Source organism: Janthinobacterium sp. BJB401 (genome assembly GCF_013372745.1).
Lineage (GTDB): Bacteria > Pseudomonadota > Gammaproteobacteria > Burkholderiales > Burkholderiaceae_D > Janthinobacterium > Janthinobacterium rivuli.
Map to the genome: position 1 here is coordinate 176,242 of NZ_JABXFH010000001.1, position 17,414 is coordinate 193,655.

Here is a 17,414-nt window from a genome sequence, read left to right on the forward strand (position 1 = left end):
TCAGACCGCCACGGTTTCGCTGCGCAGCAGGTTGGCCGGCAAGCCGAAGGCGGCCGGGCCGCCGACTGCCGTGATGGCCTTGCGCACGAAGCGGTCATCGACCAGGTCGCGCGCGGCGAACTTCGGATCGAGGTTGGCCAGGAAGCGCGTATCGCCCTCGACCTTGGTGCGGCCGATGGCGCGCACCAGTTCTTCCGTGTACGAAGCAAATGGATACGGCTGGAAGTCGATGCGGCGCTGCTGCCAGTTCTTGTGCACGATCAGGCCCTGCTTTTCGTAGCCGGCGTAATCGGTGGTGGCCAGCACCTTGGTCAGCACTTGCAGCGGATGCGGCGTGTAGCGGTGCTCGCCCACGTTCGACAGCAGCTTGGCCGTGTCGACCTGGTTCGAGCGCGTCCACAGCTGCGCCTTGACGATGGCGTTGGTGACCTTTTGCGCCCATTCGGGACGCGTGTTGATGTCGCGCTCTGACAGGAAAGTGACGCAGCATGCATGGTTTTTCCACACGTCGCCCGAGAAGCGCAGGATCTTGCCGATGCCTGCGTTTTCCGCCGCCGCATTGAAGGGTTCGGCCACGATGTAGCCGGCAATCGATTTGCTGGCCAGGGCCGAGACCATTTCGGCCGGCGCCAGCACGATCAGGTTGACTTCATTCGGTTTGATGGCCGCGTTGCGCGCGCGCGTGACCGGGGTCAAGCCGTTCGAGGACAGGATTTGCTGCAGCAGGATGTTGTGGATCGAGTACCAGAAGGGAATCGCCACCGTGCGTCCGCCCAGGTCGGAAACCTTGTTGATCTCGTTGGCCACCGTCAGCGCGGAGCCGTTGACGTGGTTCCAGGCGACGACTTTCGCGGGGAACTTGGCGCCGTAGCGCACCCACAAGGTGGCCGGCGACAGCAAATGGATGACGTTGACCTGGCCGGCGACGAACGCTTCGATGATCTGCGCCCAGCTGCGGAACAGGCGCGGCGTTTCCGCCTGCAAGCCTTCCGCTTCGAACAGTTTGCGGGCGTGGGCGACGAGCAGCGGGGTGGCGTCGGTGATCGGCAGGTAGCCGATCTTGACGGGCTGGTCGTCGCCTTTCGGGCCTTGCTGGGCCATGGCGTCGCCGGCGAACAGCAGGGGCGAGGCGACGCTGGCCGTGGCCAGGGCCGACATGCGCAGGAAGTCGCGCCGCGTCAGGCCGCAGTCGCAATCGGACGAGGCGCAGATATGCAGGGGTTTGTTGTGGTCTTCGAATGTCATGGGAAAGTTCCGGTCGATTAATGGGGAGCGAAGGCAGGTGCTTGATCCTGCTTTTGCAGCGCCTGCAGGGCGTCGAGGATGTCCATCTTGAGGGCGATGACGTCGGCACTGTGGCCAATGCGTGGCTGGTCGATGGCGACGGGCCATTCGCGCACGATGTTGCCCGGCTTGCCGCCCATCAGCAAGATGCGGTCGGCCACGAGAATCGCTTCATCGATGTCGTGCGTGACCAGCAGCACGGCCGTATGCCAGCGGTGCACCACGTCGACCAGCAAGGATTGCATCTCGGCGCGCGTGATGGCGTCGAGGGCGGAAAACGGTTCGTCGGCGAACAGCAGTTCCGGTTCGCGCGCCAGCGCGCGGGCCAGGGCCACGCGCTGCGCCATGCCGCCCGACAGCGCGGACGGATACAGCTTTTCGCGGCCCTTCAAGCCCACCGCTTCGATGGCTTGCGCCACGCGTGCCTCGTGCGCTGCGCGCGTCAGCTGCGGCTGGTGCTTGAAGTCCAGGCCGAAGCCTGCGTTGCCCGTGACGTTCAGCCAGGGCAGGAGGCTTGCTTGCTGGAACACGAGGGCGCTGCGCGGATCCGGTTCGCGCATGGGCGCGTCGAGGAACTGGATCTCGCCCGTGGACGGCGGCTGCAAGCCGGCCAGCACGCGCAGAAGGCTGGATTTGCCGCAACCGCTGCCGCCCAGAAGACAGACGATTTCGCGCTTGCGCACGCCCAGCGAGACGTGCTGGAACACGGGTGCCGTACCCGGATAGGCGTAGCTCAGGTCCTGTGCCTGCAGCGCCCAATCAGTCACGCTCATGCCGACGCTCCCGCCTTGGCCGCCTGCTGGCTGTCGAACAGCTGCAAGGCCGCCTGCAATTGCGTCAGGCTGGGGGTGACGATGGGGATGAACGACGATTCGCGCCAGCGGCGGGCAAAGCCCTGCTGCTCGGCGTTCAAATAGGCGCGCCCGCCCATGGCTTGCAGCTCCAGCATCAAGGCTTGCTGCAGCACGTCGGCCAGCTGTATGCGCAGGCGGAACATGGCCGGCGCCTGCGTCCTGAAGCGGCCATCGTGCACGCCGGCCAGCAGGGTCGCGACGGCGCTTTCCAGGGTCGCTTGCAGCGCTTCGATGCGGGGCGTGAGCTGGTTGCGCGAACCGGCGGAAAGCTGCGCCGCTTTGGCCAGGCTGGCGCGCGCCAGGCCGATCGACAGGCCGCATTGCATGCCGAGGAACGAGGGGCGCACCTGCGGCAGCCAGGCCGGCGCGTTGTCGCTGATGATGTCCGCGGCGGGAATGTGCACCTGCGCCAGCTTGACGGAAGCCGTATTGCTGCCGCGCAGGGCGATCAGATCCAGGTCGTCGCTGCGTTTGACGCCTGCCGTGCCGCTGTCGAAGGCGACGATGACGGGTGGCGCGCCGTCGTCCGGCGCCACGGCGGCCGCCGCGACGAAGCCTGCCTTGCGCAAGTTCGTCACCCAGGCCAGGCCGCCGTCGACGAGCAGGCCGTCATCGTGGCGCGCGCCCGTGATTTGCAGCTGCTCGATGCCGGACAAGAATTTCATGGCGTTCGACAAACCGCTGGCGCCTGCCTGCGTGCCTGCCAGCAGGCCAGGCAAGCGGCGCTCGGCCAGCGCGCGGTTCTCGCTTTGCAGCAGGAATTCGATGAAGCAGCGCTGGCCCCAGAAGACAAAGGCGGCCGTCACCGATTGCTCGGCCACTTTGGCGATGGCGTCGATGGCGTCGCGCACGTCGCCGCCCGCGCCGCCGTGTTCCCGCGGCACGCCGATGGCCAGCAACTGGTCGCCAGCGAGTGCCGGCAAAACGGCTTCAGCCAGTTCCGACGATTGGTCGAGCTGGTCGGCATGCGTGTGCAGCCAGTGATTGAGCTGGCCCATGTCAGACGGCGCCAGGCAGGTAGGGCGTCAATTGCGGATTGACGGGCGTGCCGGCCAGGCTGTTGGAGAAATTGCACAGGGTCGCCAGGCTGATGCCCAGCACGACTTCCAGCGCCTGCTGTTCGTTGTAGCCGGCGGCCAGGAAGGCTTGATATTCGGCGTCGCTGACGGCGCCGCGCGTGGCGATGACGGCCGTGGCGAAGGCGGCGACGGCGTCGAGTTTTGCGTCGTTCGTCGGCTGGCCGTGCTGCAGGGCGCGCACCGTGTCCGGCGTCTGGCCCGCTTTTTTCAGCGAGATGGCGCTATGGCCGGCGATGCAGAAATCGCAGCCGTGGATGCGCGCGGCCGTGATCTGCACCACTTCGCGTTCCATCAGGCTCAAGCTGGCGCGCCCGTTGATGCCGGAGACGGTCAGATAGGTTTCCAGGGCCAGCGGGGCATTGGCCAGCACGCCGATCAGGTTGGGCAGGAAGCCATTGTTGGCGATGGCTTTTTCCACGAAGGGGCGGCTATCGGCCGGGGCGGTATCGAGAGTGTGCAGCGTCAGACGGGACATGGGGTACCTTGCTAAGTTGGTAAGTCACCCGGCCATTATATCGGCCATGCCGTGCACGCAACAGGCGTCAGCGTCGTCCTTTTGTGCTCGTTCGTCTTTGATTTCGCAAACCTTGATCTCAGTTTGCCAGCTGGCGCAATCGCTGGTCGCGCCGGTAGGCGCCCGGCTGCTCGCCCGTGACCCGCTTGAAGGCGCGCGTAAAGGCGGCGTGCGAGCGGTAGCCCACCAGTTCGGCCGCGCGTTCGACGGAAACGCCGTCGTGCAGGCGCCGCGCGGCGATCTTCATGCGCAGCAGGAGCAGGAACTGGGCTGGCGAATGGCCGCTGGCGCTGGCGAAATGCTTGCAGAAGCTGGCGCGCGACATGCAGGCCGCCTTGGCCATGTTCTCGATCGACCAGTCGTCGGCGGGTGCATCGAGCATGCGTTCGAGCAGCGGTGAGAATGCGGGCTGGTGCAGCAGCGACAGCAAGCCGGCCGCCACCTGCTCGCCCTGCGCCACATGGCGGATCAGGTAAAAGAACAGCAGTTCGACCAGGCGCGAGGTCAAAGGCGACGGCTGTTCCGGATCGCCGCCCGCTTCCGCCAGGATCAGGTCGAACAGCGCGGCGGCGGCGCTGAAGGCGGGCGCATCGCCGCGTATCAGCAGGTACGGCGGAAACGAGTCGACGATCAGCGCGGAGAGGGCGCCGCGAAATTGAAAGAAGCCGCAGGCCAGCGCCGTCGCCGGCTGCTCCGTGGACGCTTGCAGCGGCAGCATCGCTTGCGCGCTCACCGCCTGCAGCGGGTCGCTGTGGGGGCTGAGGAAGTGCGGCAAGTCGCGCATCAGGAAGACGCCGTCGCGCGGGCCGAGCGCAATCGGCGCCGCGCCATCGAGGTGCAGATAGCAGTGGCCATCGAGCACCAGGTGAAAGCTGCCCAGTTCCCGGCCCGCCGTGGAAGCGCGCCAGCGGCCGCAGTACTGGCCCACATGCAGGACGGCGGTGTCGAGTTCCAGGCTGCCGAGCAGCCAGCGCGCCAGTCTGTCGGTATCAGGATGCATGGGATCGCACAGGCAAAAGCGCCATCATACGGGCTGCACGCGGCAAGGCCAACGACCGATTTCGACTAAGCATATGCGCGCCATGCTTGCCATTTAGCGCTTGCCGCTGTGCTGCTGGAAGGCGGGGCAATCGACTTGCAGCAAGGAGCGGTCTTCCAGGCACACGGCCGACAGTTTTCCACCCCACACGCAGCCGCTGTCAAGGCCGATCAGGTGCTCCCGCAACTGCAGTCCCAGCGCCGACCAGTGGCCGAAGACGATGGTGTCGCCGGCGCTGCGCCGTCCCGGCACGTCGAACCACGGCAGCAGGCCGGAGCCCGGTGGCGGGCTGCCGCTCTCCTTCATCTTGAAGTCCATCACGCCGTCCGGCGTGCAAAAACGCAGCCGCGTCATGGCGTTGACGATGCAGCGCAGCCGGTCGGCGCCCTGCAGGTCGTCGCGCCAGGCGGCCGGCTCGTTGCCGTACATGGTGCGCAGGAAGGCCACCCAGCCGTCGCTGCGCAGCATGGCGGACACTTCCCCGCTCAGGGACAGGGCCTGGGCCGCGCTCCATTGCGGCAGCAAGCCCGCATGCACGAGCACGTGGCCATCGTGTTCCAGCGCCAATGGCCGCTGGCGCAGCCAGGCGAGCAACTCCTCGCGGTCGGGCGCGTCGAGGATCTCGGTCAGCGTATCGGACGCATGCTCGGGGCGGATGCCGTTGGCCACGGCCAGCAGGTGCAAGTCATGGTTGCCCAGGACGCTGTCGGCCAGGCCCTGCCGCGCCAGCGCGTAAACGTGGCGCAGGGTGGCCAGCGAGGCTGGGCCGCGATTGATCAAGTCGCCCGCGAACAGCAGGCGGTAGGGGCCATCGGCTGCCGCCTGGATCCGTTCGATCAGTTCGACGGTTTGTGCATGGCAGCCTTGCAGATCGCCGATAAAGTAAGTTTTCATATGTGCCGGGTGAAGTGAACTACGCGCCTGCATTATAAGCATGCCGGCCCATTGGCGTCGGCTGTATTGCCGGCGGTTTCCCGATTGCGAGTCTGGCCGGCGGAAGAAAATACGGGCGCCGATTATGGCCGCAGGGGGATTTAATTGGGCGGAACTTTCCGCTGTCATATATCGGTCATTATCTTGCGGCACGCCGCTCAGGCATGCCGGAATGCCATTTCATCCATGTTTATTTACCTCCACGCACGCTTCCTGCATATTCTTCATTTAATCTTAATGTTGGGCCGCCAAATAAATCGGGAGTCGTGATTCAATTGGCGATGGATTATGCAATGGTGCGCAGGTATTTATGCAATGTAGTATATTCCACGTGATTTTATTATTTAAATTAATATAAAGGATGTACCAATGGATCTGTCGACGCTGACGATGCTGGAATTGCGCAAACTGGAAGATAATGTGAAGCAGGAATTGAATGGCCGCGAGCGCGAAGACTTGAACAAGGCGCGCGAACAGATCATGGCCATCGCGCAGCAGGCGGGCATTCCGTTGAAACAGCTGATACTCGACGGTTTGCACCCGCGCACGGGCAAAGTCGCCGTGCGTTACCGCCATCCTGACAATGCGGCCGAGCAATGGACTGGCCGTGGCCGCCAGCCGCTGTGGGTCAGGCAGTGGGTGGAATCGGGCAAGTCGATCGATCTGCTGCGCGTATAATTCGGTATACTCCTGGCGCAGTGGCACGGCTGTCAGCCGCGCGCCGCGCCTTGCCAGGCTTCCCTATTTGACCCTCTTATACCGCCCACACCATGCTTCCATTGTCCAGAACGATCTTCAAGGCCTACGATATTCGCGGCATCATCGCTAAAACCCTCGATGCCAGCGTGGCTTACAAGATCGGCCAGGCCTTTGGCCAGGCCGCCCTGGCCAAGGGCGAGCAGCGGGTCGTGATCGGCCGCGATGGCCGTTTGTCGGGACCGGAATTGACGGCGGCGCTGGCGCATGGCTTGCAAGCGGCCGGCGTCGACGTGATCGACCTGGGCGTGGTGGCCACGCCGATGGTGTACTTCGGCACGAACGTGCTCGATACGCGCTCCGGCATCATGGTCACGGGCAGCCACAATCCGCCCGATTACAACGGCTTCAAGATGGTGCTGGCCGGTGAAGCGATCCACGGCGAAGCGATCCAGGCCCTGTACCACAGCATCGTCGCGCACGACGGCAGCGCCAGCGCCAAGGACGTTGCCAAACCGGGAACCTATGCCACGCACGATATCCGCGCCGCCTACCTGCAGCGCATCCTGGGCGACGTCAAGCTGGCGCGCCCGATCAAGATCGCCGTCGACTGCGGCAATGGCGTGGCCGGCGCGTTCGCGGGCGACCTGTTCCGCGGCATGGGCTGCGACGTCATCGAACTGTTCTGCGAAGTCGATGGCAATTTCCCGAACCACCACCCGGACCCGGCGCATCCGGAAAACCTGCAAGACCTGATCCGCTGCCTGGCCGAGACGGATGCGGAAATCGGCATCGCCTTCGATGGCGACGGCGACCGCCTGGGTGTGGTCACCAAGGATGGCCAGATCATCTACCCCGACCGCCAGATGATGCTGTTTGCCGCCGACGTGCTGACCCGCCACCCTGGCGCGCAGATTTTGTACGACGTGAAATGCACGCGCCACCTGGCGCCGTGGATCAGCAAACATGGCGGCGTGCCGCTGATGTACAAGACGGGCCACTCGCTGGTGAAAGCCAAGCTGCGCGAAACGGGTGCGCCGCTGGGCGGTGAAATGAGCGGCCATATCTTCTTCAAGGACCGCTGGTACGGTTTCGACGACGGCATGTATTCGGCCGCGCGCCTGCTGGAAATCCTCACGCGCGAAGCCGACCCTTCGGCCCTGCTGAACTCCCTGCCGCAGTCCGACAGCACGCCGGAACTGCACCTGGAACTGAAGGAAGGCGAGAACGTCGCGTTGATGGACATGCTGCGCCGCGACGCCGTCTTCCCCGGCAATGAACAGATCATCACCATCGACGGCTTGCGCGTGGAATACGCGGACGGCTTCGGCCTGGCCCGTTCGTCGAACACCACGCCGGTGATCGTCATGCGCTTCGAAGCGGAAACGCCGGCAGCCCTGGCGCGCATCCAGGGACAGTTCAAGAGCGTGATCCTGGCCGCCAAGCCAGACGCCGAACTGCCGTTCTGACAGCATGGCGGCTCAACCTGGCGCACAGGCGCCCTTAAAAATCCTGCTGGTGCGGGTGTCCTCGCTGGGCGACGTGCTGCATAACCTGCCGATGGTGGCGGACATCGCCCGCCATTTCCCGAACGCGACCATCGACTGGGTGGTCGAAGAGGGCTACACGAGTCTGGTGCGCCTGAACCCGCGCGTGAATACCATCTTCCCGTTCGCGCTACGGCGCTGGCGCAAGAGCCTGGGCAAGAAGGAGACGCGCGCGGAAATCGCCGCCTTCTTCCGCGGCCTGCGCCAGACGCATTACGATTATGTGTTCGATACCCAGGGCTTGCTCAAGACGGGCATCATCATGGGTGCCGCGCGCCTGGCGCCGGGCGGACAGAAGGTCGGCCTGGCCAATGGCAGCGAAGGCTCCGGCTACGAAGGCATCTCGCGCCTGTTCCACACGAAAAGCATTCCGCTCGACCCGCGCACGCATGCGGTGGCGCGCGGCCGACTGGTGGCCGGCGCGGCGCTCGGCTACGCGGTCGACACGCCGGCCGATTTCGGCTTGCCGGAAGTATCGAACAGCGAACCGCGCCCGGACTGGATGGGCGAAGCACCTTACTGCGTGTATTTCCACGGCACGGCGCGCGACGCCAAGAAATGGGCGCCGGAACACTGGATATCTCTAGGCCAGGCGCTGGCACCGATGCCGATTTTGCTGCCCTGGGGTTCGCCCAAGGAAAAGGCGGAAGCGGAAGTGCTGGCGGCCGGCCTGCCCAACGCGCGCCTGCTGCCGAAACTGTCGATCGGCGACGCCACCCTGTTGGCGCGCCACGCGGCGCTGGTGGTCGGCGTCGATACGGGCCTGACGCATATCGCCGCCGCCTTTGTGCGCCCGACGGTGGAAATCTATGCCGATTCGCCGCTGTGGAAAACGGAAGGCAACTGGTCGCCGAAAATCATCAACCTCGGCGACAAAGGCGCGCCGCCCGGCGTGCCGGAAGTGCTGGCCGCAGCGCGGCGCCTGCTGGCCGACTATCCTCCCGCCTGACTTCAACGTTAAACAAACATGCGACTTCTTTATACCCTTGCCTGGTGGCTGGCCTTGCCCCTGGTGCTGGCGCGGCTGTGGCTGCGCGGACGCCAGGAACCTGGCTACCGCCAGCACTGGGGCGAGCGCCTGGGCTGTTACGGCCGCCAGCCGACACCTCTTCCTGACACCATCTGGCTGCACGCCGTCTCCGTCGGCGAGACGCGTGCGGCCGAGCCGCTGATCGATGCGCTGCTGGCCGCCTGGCCCGCGTGCCGCATCGTCCTCACGCACATGACGCCGACGGGGCGCGCCACGGGCAAATCCCTGTTCGCCAAACACGGCGCGCGCCTCGTGCAAAGCTACCTGCCGTATGACACGGGCGCCATGCCGGCCCGTTTCATCCGCCATTTCGCGCCGCGCATCTGCATCCTGATGGAGACGGAAGTGTGGCCGAATCTGATCCACCAATGCAATCGCTACAAAGTGCCCGTGGTGCTGGCCAATGCGCGCCTGTCGCAGCGCTCGCTGGGCAAGGCGCAGAGACTGGGCAAACTCATTGCCGATGCGGCGCGCGGCATCACCCTGGTGGCGGCGCAGACGCAGGACGACGCCGATCGCGTGCGCCAGCTGGGCGTGCGGGAAGTCGTCGTCACGGGCAGCATCAAGTTCGACGTCGTCGTGCCCGAGGCGGCGCTGGCGACGGGGGCGGCGCTGCGCGCAGCCATCGGCGCACGTCCCGTGCTGCTATGCGCCAGCACGCGCGAAGGGGAAGAGCAGCTGATTCTCGATGCCTATACCCGCTCGGGCCTGCCCGCGAATGCGCTGCTGCTGATCGTGCCCCGTCATCCGCAGCGTTTCGACGAGGTGGAAAAATTGATATCGGCGCAGGGCCTGGCCGTGCAGCGCAGGTCTGGTCTGGCCAAGGGCGATGCCGTTGCCGCGGGTACGCAGGTGCTGCTGGGTGACTCGATGGGCGAGATGTTTGCGTATTACGCGGCCTGCGATTGCGCGTTCGTCGGTGGCAGCCTGCTGCCGCTGGGCGGGCAAAACCTGATCGAGCCGGCGGCGCTGGGCAAGCCCGTGCTGATCGGCCCGCACACCTTCAATTTCGCGCTGGTGACCGAGCAGGCGATCGCCACCGGCGGCGCCGCGCTGGTGGCGGACGCCGATGCGCTGATGGCGCGGGCGTCGGCCTTGCTGCAGGATCCGGTGCGTTTATTGTCGATGGGAGAAAAAGCGCTGGCGTTTGCGGCGCAGCACCGTGGGGCCACGCCGCGCACCGTCGCTGCGATCAAACCGCTGTTGGCGTGATGTATGCGCGGCCAACAATGTTGTCGGATTACGGCCTGCGGCCTAATCCGACCTACGTGACTGTAGGTTGGATTAGCTCGTAGAGCGTAATCCGACAAGCGCCTACGTAAACAGCACCGGCAACTCCTGCGAGCGCTTTCTGAGCGCCTGCTTGGCGCCGTCGTAGTCGGGATAAATCGATTCCACGGTGGCCCAGAAGCGGGGGCTGTGGTTCATTTCCAGCAGGTGCGACAGTTCGTGCGCCACCACGTAGTCGATCAGCGGCAGGGCGAAGTGGATCAAACGCCAGTTCAGGCGGATCTTGCGCTCGATGGTGCAGCTGCCCCAGCGCGTGCCGGCTGACGATAGCGATAGTGAATCGTAGCGCACCCCCAGCTTGTCCGCATACACGTCCAGGCGCGCCTCGAACAGCTGTCGCGCTTCGTGCTGGAACCAGCCCTTCACTTTTTCCTTCAATTGCTGCTCGCTGCCCGTGGGCGTGACCCATACGTGCAGCTCATTCGTCTCGCGCTGGAAGCTGGCGCGGTGGCGCGGTGCCTGGTGCAATCGCAAGGTGATCTCGCCGCCGAGGTAAGGCAGCACGGCGCCGTCGACCCAGGCCACGGGCGGGCGCTGCTGGCGCTGCACCTTGCGCTCGCCCCGTTCCAGCAGCTTCGAGACGATCCAGCCTTGCTTGGCGCGGATGGCGTTGTCGATTTCGGCCAGGGTGACGCGCTTGGGCGCCGTCACGCGCAAGCCGTTATCGTCGATCATGAAGCCGATGGAACGGCGCGTGGAGCGGCGCAGGGCGAATTCGACGAGGTGGCTGCCCAGCTGCAGCTGGCGCAATGGCGGGCCATCGGCGGTACGTGGCGGGGAGGGAAGGACAGGGCGCGCGGGAGGCGTGACAGGCGCCGGTGGCGGCGCCAGGTGAACTACAGGCTTTGCCTCCACGGGCGGCGCTGGCGGTGCCGTGGGGCGCACCGCCGGGGGCGTGCTGGTCGAGACGTCATGCGCGAACAAATCCAGTTGCTGGTCGCCGACCTTGATGGTCTTCATCTGCTGGCGCAGTGTCGGCTCCTGGATGACCGCGCTGATGCCGTCTAGCCAGCGTTGTAGGCGTGAGGCGAAATGACGCGCATTTCTGATTCTATCCAATTTTCCACCTGTTGCATCATGCTGTCCGGGGTTTGCCCTTCCGGCGAAATCGGTTTGCCTATCGAGACGGTGATCAGTCCCGGGCGTTTGAGGAATGACTGCTTGGGCCAGCACTCGCCTGAATTGTGCGCAATCGGCACCACCACGGCGCCCGTGGCAATCGCCAGACGCGTGCCGCCGCTCTTGTACTTGCCCGCCTGGCCGACGGGAATGCGGGTCCCTTCAGGGAACATGATAATCCATTGGCCATCGGCCAGGCGTCGCTTGCCATGCGCGACGACGCTCTTGAACGCATGCTTGCCCTGCTTGCGGTCGATGGGGATCATGCGCAGCAGCGCCATGGCCCAGCCGAAGAAGGGGATGTACAAAATCTCCTTCTTGAACACATACACGAGCGGGCGTGGCAGGCTGGGAAGCAAAAAGATGGTTTCCCAGGCCGACTGGTGCTTCGACAGCACGATGGCTGGCGCATCGGGGAAGTTCTCGGCGCCCTTGACTTCGTAGCGGATGCCGCAAATGACCTTGGCACACCACAGGATAAACACGTTCCAGCGCGAGGTGACCCAATAGCGCTTGTTGTAGCTCAATGGCGCGGCAAAAAAGCACACGCAGGCCCAGACGATGGTGGCCACGATCATGATGATCATGAACAGCAGGGATCGCAGGAACAGGGAAATATTACGCAATGCGGTTCTCCGAAGATTAGATGCTCAATGCCACGGCGGGCGCCGATGCCGCGGGCGCCTTGAGCAGGTGGCTGACGACGGCGGCCAGGTCGGGGAAGACCTGGGTACCAGGCGGCAGGCCACCCGTTTCGTTGGTCTTTTCGCCCTTGCCCGTCAATACCAGGTAGGGCACGCAGCCGCTGATGAAACCGGCCTGCAGGTCGCGCAGCGAATCGCCGACCGTGGGCACGCCTTTCAGGCTGGTGTTGTAGCGCTGCGAAATTTCATGGAACATGCCCGGTTTCGGCTTGCGGCAGTCGCAATTGTCCGCGCCCGCGTGCGGGCAAAAGAAGATGGCGTCGATATCGGCGCCCACCTGCTGCGCCAGGGTGTGCATCTTCTGGTGGATCGCGTTGAGCACCGTCATGTCGAAATATTCGCGCGCGATGCCAGACTGGTTCGAGGCGATGACCACGCGATAGCCAGCCTGGTTCAGGCGGGCGATCGCTTCGAGCGAACCGGGTATCGGCAGCCATTCGGCAGGCGACTTGATGAAGTCCGGCGAGTCATGATTAATGACACCATCGCGGTCGAGAATAATCAGTTTCAGCGCCGGCGTGCCCATTATGCCGCCAGCTTGGAAATGTCGGCCACGCGGTTCATCATGCCGTGCAAGGACGACAGCAAGGCAAGGCGGTTGTTGCGCAGGGCGACATCCTCGGCCATCACCATCACGTCATTGAAGAAGCCATCGACGTCGTCGCGCAGCTGCGCCAGGGTTTGCAGGGTGCTGGTGAAGTCGCCCTTGGCGAAGGCCGCGTCGACTTCCGGCTGCACGCGCGAGACGGCGGCGGCGAGTTTTTTCTCCGCTTCGTCCTGCAGCAGCGCCACGTTGACGCCGCCGGCGGCGACCTGGCTCACGGCTTCCTCGTTCTTTTTCAGGATGTTCGTGATGCGCTTGTTGGCCGCTGCCAGCGAGGCGCTTTCCGGCAGGGCGGCAAACGCCTGCACGGCTTCCAGGCGCTGCACGATGTCGTCCAGGCGGTCCGGGTTTTGCGCCACGACGGCTTCGATTTCATTTGGCGAGAAGCCGCGCTCGCGCAGGATGCCGCGCAGGCGGTCCAGCATGAAGGTGGTGACATCCGCGACCGGGTCCTTGAAGCCGGGAACGGCGGCGAACTGCGCGGCCGCATCCGCCAGCAAGCCCTGGATCGACAAAGGCAAGCGTTTTTCCAGCAGCATGCGCAGCACGCCCAGCGCATGGCGGCGCAGCGCGAACGGATCCTTGTCGCCCGTCGGCGCCAGGCCGATGGACCAGATGCCGACCAGGGTTTCGAGCTTGTCGGCCAGGGCCACGGCGGTGCCGGTGCCGGTGGTTGGCAGGCTGTCGCCGGCAAAGCGCGGCTGGTAATGTTCGGAGGCGGCCAGCGCCACTTCTTCCGGTTCGCCGTCATGGCGCGCATAGTAGGTGCCCATGATGCCTTGCAGTTCGGGGAATTCGCCTACCATGTCGGTCAGCAGATCGGCCTTGGCCAGCAGGGCACCGCGTTCGGCCAGGGCGACGTCATATTGCAGCTTGGCGGCGATGGCGCCGGCCAGCGATTTGACGCGCTCTGTGCGGGCCGCTTGCGTGCCCAGCTTGTTGTGATAGACGACGTTGGCCAGCAGCGGCAGACGCGATGCCAGGGTCTTCTTCTTGTCTTGCTCGAAGAAGAACTTGGCATCGGACAGGCGCGGGCGCACGACGCGCTCGTTGCCGCCGATGATGTGCTCGGGCGTGTCCGTCTCGATGTTCGAGACGATCAAAAAGCGCGAACGCAGCTTGCCTTCACTGTCCGTTAGGGCAAAGTATTTCTGGTTCGTCTGCATGGTGAGGATCAGGCATTCCTGCGGCACGGCCAGGAATTCTTCCTCGAAGTGGCATTCATACACGACCGGCCATTCGACCAGGGCGGTGACTTCATCGAGCAGCGCTTCGGGCATCAAGACCTGGTCGGCGCCGGCCTTGTCCAGCAGCTGGGCGCGGATGCGTTCCTTGCGTTCCTCGTTGCTGGCGATGACGCTGGCGTTGAGGATCAGCGACGGCGCATAGTTTTCCGCGTGCGCGATGGTGATCGGTTCGCCATCGGTCAGGAAGCGGTGGCCCAGCGTGGTGCGGCCGGCCGCGAGGCCCAGCAGTGTCAGGGGCAGGATATTGATGCCGTGCAGGGCGATCAGGCTGTGGGCTGGGCGCACGAATTGCACGGTGGTGCCGTCCGGGCGCTGATAGCTCATCAGTTTTGGAATCGGCAGCTTGGCGGCCGACTCCGTCAATGCCGCCTGCGCGCCGGTGGCGAGCTGGCTGCCTGGCGCCGTGTAGGTGTAGAAGAAGCTTTCGGCCTTGCCGTCGGCGGCGCGTTCCAGCTCGGCCACCGTCAGCTCGGGGAAGCCCAGCGCGGCCAGTTTCTTGGCCAGCGGCGGCGTGCCGTTGCCGTTCGCGTCCAGCGCCACGGAGACGGGCAGGACTTTTTCGCGGATCGATTTGTCGGGCGAGACTTCGCGCACGTTGGTGATGGAGACGGCCAGGCGGCGCGGCGAGGCGTAGCTGGTGGCGACGCTGTCGGCTTCGAGGAAGTCGCGCGCCTTCAGGCCGTTGACGATGCCGGCCGTGAAGGCGGCGCCCAGTTTGGCCAGCGCTTTCGGCGGCAGTTCTTCGGTCAGCAGTTCGATGAGCAGTGTTTGGTTCATGGTGTTCTTGTCTGGTACGGCGGTGTATGAGCTAGGCGATCAAGCGGCGGCGGGTTGGTCTGCGGCGGGCAGCATCGGGAAACCGAGGCGCTCGCGCGAGTCGTAATACGCTTGTGCCACCAGGCGCGACAGGGTGCGCACGCGGCCGATGTAGGCGGCGCGTTCCGTCACCGAAATGGCGCCACGCGCATCTAACATATTGAAGCTGTGCGAAGCCTTCATGATTTTCTCGTAGGCGGGCAGGGTCAGTTGCAGCTCGATCAAACGCTTCGCTTCCGCTTCGTAGTTGCCGAACTGTTCGAACAGCAGGTCCGTATTCGCGTGCTCGAAGTTGTAGGTCGATTGCTCCACCTCGTTCTGGTGGAAAACGTCGCCGTAGGTCAGTTTTTTCGTGGTGCCGTTTTCTTCCCACTCCGTCCACACCAGGTCGTACACGTTTTCCACGCCTTGCAGATACATGGCCAGGCGTTCGATGCCGTAGGTGATTTCGCCCAGTACGGGCTTGCAATCGAGGCCGCCCACTTGCTGGAAGTAGGTAAATTGGGTCACTTCCATGCCGTTCAGCCAGACTTCCCAGCCCAGGCCCCAGGCGCCCAAAGTCGGGCTTTCCCAGTCGTCTTCGACGAAGCGCACGTCATTCTGCTGCAAGTCCAGGCCCAGCGCGGCCAGCGAACCCAGATACAGGTCGAGGATGTTTTCCGGCGCGGGCTTCAAGACCACCTGGTACTGGTAGTAGTGCTGCATGCGGTTCGGGTTTTCGCCATAGCGGCCATCCTTCGGGCGGCGCGACGGCTGCACATACGCGGCGCGCCACGGTTCCGGGCCAATCGCGCGCAGGAAGGTGCCGGTGTGGAAAGTGCCGGCGCCGACTTCCATGTCGTAAGGCTGGAGCAGGGCGCAACCTTGCTTGTCCCAATAGGTTTGCAAGGTCAGGATAATTTGTTGAAATGTGAGCATCGTATGAGTTCGCCGCGCGGGAGGCTGCGCTTTGTTAAGGTTTGCTTGAAGCCCGGACGCATGCTTGGCAGCGCGTCCGGGCCGGGGTTTTGCTAATTTTAGCGGTTTTTACGGGCCCACTGTGACTCTTCGGGCAATATCGGCCGCTTATTGCTGCGCGGCGCGGCCACGGCGGGCGGCGCGCGACAGCAGGAAGGCCGTCAGCAGGGCCAGCGCGGCCAGGGCCAGCACCAGTTTATTGCCGTACAGAATGTATGGCGTCATGCCGCCCATGCCTTGCACCTTGGCCGCCAGGGTGGCTTGCTGCTCCGGCGGCAGCAGGCTTTGCACCACGCCCTTGCCGTCGATGACGGCGGTGGCGCCCGTGTTCGTCGAGCGCAGCATCGGGCGGCCCGTTTCCAGGCTGCGCATCTGCGAAATCTGCAGATGCTGCGGGATGGCGATCGAGTCGCCAAACCAGGCCAGGTTCGAGATATTGAGCAGCACGGACGCCGACTGCTTGCCATGGCGGTGGGCGCTGGCCAGCTGTCCCGCGATTTCCTCGCCAAACAAATCTTCGTAGCAGATATTCGGCAGCACCAGCTGGTCGCGCACGGGCAAAGGCGCCTGGACTTCCGCGCCGCGGCCCATGTCGCCCAGCGGGATGGCCATCATGGCGACAAACCAGTGCAGGCCGGGCGGCACGAATTCGCCGAACGGCACCAGGTGGTGTTTGCGGTACTGGTAGTAGGGGCCTTCTGTGCCGTTGGGCGTGATCCCGACGGCCGCATTGTAGAAGCGCTGCTGCTCGTCGAGCACGGGCATGCCGACCAAGATCGTGCTGCCCGTCTGCTGCGAATACGCCGCCAGGCTATCCAGATAGCCGGGCGGCAGCTGGTGCGGCAGCACGGTGACGGCCGTTTCCGGCGTGGCGATCAGGTCGGCTGGCGCGCTGGTGATGGTGCTCTGGTACATCTGCAGGGCGCCCAGCACGAAGCCGGGGTCGAATTTCTGCTGCTGCGGCACGTTGCCCTGCAACAGGCGCACCGTGATCGGGCGTCCGACCGGGTGCGTCCAGGCCACGTACTGCAAGCCGATACCGGCCGCGTACAGGGCGATGACGCCGCCCAGCGCAAACCAGCGCGTGCGATGTGTCAGCAGCAGCAGAGCGCCGGCCGACAGCGCCGCCAGCCAGCCCAGGCCATACGCGCCGACGATGGGGGCAAAGCCGGCCAGCGGGCTGGCATTGTGGGCGTAACCGGTGGCCAGCCACGGGAAACCCGTAAACAGCCAGCCGCGCGTCCATTCGAACAGGGTCCAGGTGGCGGGCAATACCAGCAGGGTCATGGCGGGCAGGGACAGCACCCAGCGCTGGCGCAGCCAGGCGGCCGCGCCCATGGCCAGGGCCACGTAAATGGCCATCAGGAGGGCCAGCAGGGCCACGGCGATGGCGGCGATCGGCGCGGCCATGTCGCCATAGCGGTGCATGGAAATATACAGCCAGTGTGTGCCGGCCGCGCACCAGCCGAAGCCGTAGGCCCAGCCGATCAGCGCGCCGGCCTTGACGTTCGATGCGCGCAGCACCTGGTAGAACAGCACGCCCAGGCTGAGGATTTGCAGGGGCCAGTAGCCGAAAGGGGCGAACGCCAGCACGGCGACGGCGCCAGCGATGGCGGCAGTCAGCATGCGCGCCCACGTGCTGCGGGGCGGTTTGGCGGGGGCGTTGGGATCGACGCGTCTGAAACGCATTTACAGCACGCG

General features: G+C 64.8%; 16 protein-coding genes. 4 read left to right on the forward strand and 12 right to left on the reverse strand.

The features are described 5' to 3' along the window. The 6 genes from HWE17_RS00760 to HWE17_RS00785 form a co-directional block, all read right to left on the reverse strand. Entirely contained in the window at nt 1–1,245 is a 1,245-nt protein-coding gene (locus HWE17_RS00760; RefSeq protein ID WP_035822077.1) for an ABC transporter substrate-binding protein, read from the reverse strand. Nucleotides 1,246–1,262: 17 nt separating this feature from the next. Next, the gene (locus HWE17_RS00765; protein ID WP_176387420.1) at nt 1,263–2,057 is read right to left on the reverse strand and encodes an ABC transporter ATP-binding protein; all 795 of its coding nucleotides are present in this window, start codon (nt 2,055–2,057) and stop codon (nt 1,263–1,265) included. After that, nucleotides 2,054–3,136: an acyl-CoA dehydrogenase family protein gene (locus HWE17_RS00770; RefSeq protein WP_176387421.1), complete on the reverse strand. Its 1,083-nt coding sequence runs from the start codon at nt 3,134–3,136 to the stop codon at nt 2,054–2,056. The genes HWE17_RS00765 and HWE17_RS00770 overlap by 4 nt, the downstream gene beginning before the upstream one ends. 1 nt (nt 3,137) lies before the next feature. Next, nucleotides 3,138–3,692, reverse strand: coding sequence for a carboxymuconolactone decarboxylase family protein (locus HWE17_RS00775; protein ID WP_099401571.1), 555 nt, complete (start codon nt 3,690–3,692; stop codon nt 3,138–3,140). Nucleotides 3,693–3,810: 118 nt separating this feature from the next. Continuing rightward, nucleotides 3,811–4,731 (reverse strand): AraC family transcriptional regulator, encoded by a 921-nt coding sequence (locus tag HWE17_RS00780; protein ID WP_035822067.1) that lies wholly within the window; start codon nt 4,729–4,731, stop codon nt 3,811–3,813. Between the two features lie 93 nt (nt 4,732–4,824). Next, nucleotides 4,825–5,664, reverse strand: a complete 840-nt coding sequence (locus HWE17_RS00785) for a symmetrical bis(5'-nucleosyl)-tetraphosphatase (RefSeq protein WP_035822065.1) — start codon at nt 5,662–5,664, stop codon at nt 4,825–4,827. A gap of 408 nt (nt 5,665–6,072) precedes the next feature. Here HWE17_RS00785 and HWE17_RS00790 point away from each other — a divergent pair, with 408 nt between their 5' ends. The 4 genes from HWE17_RS00790 (at nt 6,073) to waaA (ending at nt 10,188) form a co-directional block, all read left to right on the forward strand. Continuing rightward, nucleotides 6,073–6,381 (forward strand): H-NS family nucleoid-associated regulatory protein, encoded by a 309-nt coding sequence (locus HWE17_RS00790; protein ID WP_035822063.1) that lies wholly within the window; start codon nt 6,073–6,075, stop codon nt 6,379–6,381. Between the two features lie 92 nt (nt 6,382–6,473). After that, complete coding sequence (locus HWE17_RS00795) at nt 6,474–7,868, forward strand: phosphomannomutase/phosphoglucomutase (protein WP_176387422.1); 1,395 nt, start codon at nt 6,474–6,476, stop codon at nt 7,866–7,868. 4 nt (nt 7,869–7,872) lie between these two features. Beyond that, nucleotides 7,873–8,895, forward strand: coding sequence for a lipopolysaccharide heptosyltransferase I (gene waaC, locus HWE17_RS00800; RefSeq protein ID WP_176387423.1), 1,023 nt, complete (start codon nt 7,873–7,875; stop codon nt 8,893–8,895). Between the two features lie 18 nt (nt 8,896–8,913). Continuing rightward, on the forward strand, nt 8,914–10,188 hold the full coding sequence (waaA, locus tag HWE17_RS00805; RefSeq protein WP_176387424.1) for a lipid IV(A) 3-deoxy-D-manno-octulosonic acid transferase: 1,275 nt from the start codon (nt 8,914–8,916) through the stop codon (nt 10,186–10,188). A 102-nt stretch (nt 10,189–10,290) separates the two neighbouring features. On the opposite strand, the gene HWE17_RS00810 is transcribed toward waaA, so the two are convergent. The 6 genes from HWE17_RS00810 to lnt form a co-directional block, all read right to left on the reverse strand. Beyond that, nucleotides 10,291–11,226, reverse strand: a complete 936-nt coding sequence (locus HWE17_RS00810) for a M48 family metallopeptidase (RefSeq protein ID WP_176387425.1) — start codon at nt 11,224–11,226, stop codon at nt 10,291–10,293. A 44-nt stretch (nt 11,227–11,270) separates the two neighbouring features. Next, complete coding sequence (locus HWE17_RS00815) at nt 11,271–12,011, reverse strand: 1-acyl-sn-glycerol-3-phosphate acyltransferase (RefSeq protein ID WP_034746739.1); 741 nt, start codon at nt 12,009–12,011, stop codon at nt 11,271–11,273. Between the two features lie 16 nt (nt 12,012–12,027). Then, nucleotides 12,028–12,615, reverse strand: coding sequence for a D-glycero-beta-D-manno-heptose 1,7-bisphosphate 7-phosphatase (gene gmhB, locus HWE17_RS00820; protein WP_176387426.1), 588 nt, complete (start codon nt 12,613–12,615; stop codon nt 12,028–12,030). After that, entirely contained in the window at nt 12,615–14,717 is a 2,103-nt protein-coding gene (gene glyS, locus HWE17_RS00825; RefSeq protein WP_176387427.1) for a glycine--tRNA ligase subunit beta, read from the reverse strand. The genes gmhB and glyS overlap by 1 nt, the downstream gene beginning before the upstream one ends. Before the next feature lie 39 nt (nt 14,718–14,756). Then, nucleotides 14,757–15,674, reverse strand: a complete 918-nt coding sequence (gene glyQ / locus HWE17_RS00830) for a glycine--tRNA ligase subunit alpha (RefSeq protein WP_176387428.1) — start codon at nt 15,672–15,674, stop codon at nt 14,757–14,759. Between the two features lie 147 nt (nt 15,675–15,821). Further along, nucleotides 15,822–17,402: an apolipoprotein N-acyltransferase gene (gene lnt / locus HWE17_RS00835; RefSeq protein WP_255206066.1), complete on the reverse strand. Its 1,581-nt coding sequence runs from the start codon at nt 17,400–17,402 to the stop codon at nt 15,822–15,824. Nucleotides 17,403–17,414 lie beyond the last annotated feature (12 nt).

Excerpts from the sequence above, each read along its gene's own strand:
- HWE17_RS00775 (WP_099401571.1), bottom strand. The coding sequence starts at position 3,692 with ATGTCCCGTCTGACGCTGCACACTCTCGATACCGCCCCGGCCGATAGC.
- HWE17_RS00780 (WP_035822067.1), bottom strand. The coding sequence starts at position 4,731 with ATGCATCCTGATACCGACAGACTGGCGCGCTGGCTGCTCGGCAGCCTG.
- HWE17_RS00770 (WP_176387421.1), bottom strand. The coding sequence starts at position 3,136 with ATGGGCCAGCTCAATCACTGGCTGCACACGCATGCCGACCAGCTCGAC.
- HWE17_RS00810 (WP_176387425.1), bottom strand. The coding sequence starts at position 11,226 with ATGAAGACCATCAAGGTCGGCGACCAGCAACTGGATTTGTTCGCGCAT.
- HWE17_RS00790 (WP_035822063.1), top strand. The coding sequence starts at position 6,073 with ATGGATCTGTCGACGCTGACGATGCTGGAATTGCGCAAACTGGAAGAT.
- glyQ (WP_176387428.1), bottom strand. The coding sequence starts at position 15,674 with ATGCTCACATTTCAACAAATTATCCTGACCTTGCAAACCTATTGGGAC.
- HWE17_RS00760 (WP_035822077.1), bottom strand. The coding sequence starts at position 1,245 with ATGACATTCGAAGACCACAACAAACCCCTGCATATCTGCGCCTCGTCC.
- waaC (WP_176387423.1), top strand. The coding sequence starts at position 7,873 with ATGGCGGCTCAACCTGGCGCACAGGCGCCCTTAAAAATCCTGCTGGTG.
- waaA (WP_176387424.1), top strand. The coding sequence starts at position 8,914 with ATGCGACTTCTTTATACCCTTGCCTGGTGGCTGGCCTTGCCCCTGGTG.
- HWE17_RS00795 (WP_176387422.1), top strand. The coding sequence starts at position 6,474 with ATGCTTCCATTGTCCAGAACGATCTTCAAGGCCTACGATATTCGCGGC.
- glyS (WP_176387427.1), bottom strand. The coding sequence starts at position 14,717 with ATGAACCAAACACTGCTCATCGAACTGCTGACCGAAGAACTGCCGCCG.
- HWE17_RS00765 (WP_176387420.1), bottom strand. The coding sequence starts at position 2,057 with ATGAGCGTGACTGATTGGGCGCTGCAGGCACAGGACCTGAGCTACGCC.
- lnt (WP_255206066.1), bottom strand. The coding sequence starts at position 17,402 with ATGCGTTTCAGACGCGTCGATCCCAACGCCCCCGCCAAACCGCCCCGC.
- gmhB (WP_176387426.1), bottom strand. The coding sequence starts at position 12,615 with ATGGGCACGCCGGCGCTGAAACTGATTATTCTCGACCGCGATGGTGTC.
- HWE17_RS00785 (WP_035822065.1), bottom strand. The coding sequence starts at position 5,664 with ATGAAAACTTACTTTATCGGCGATCTGCAAGGCTGCCATGCACAAACC.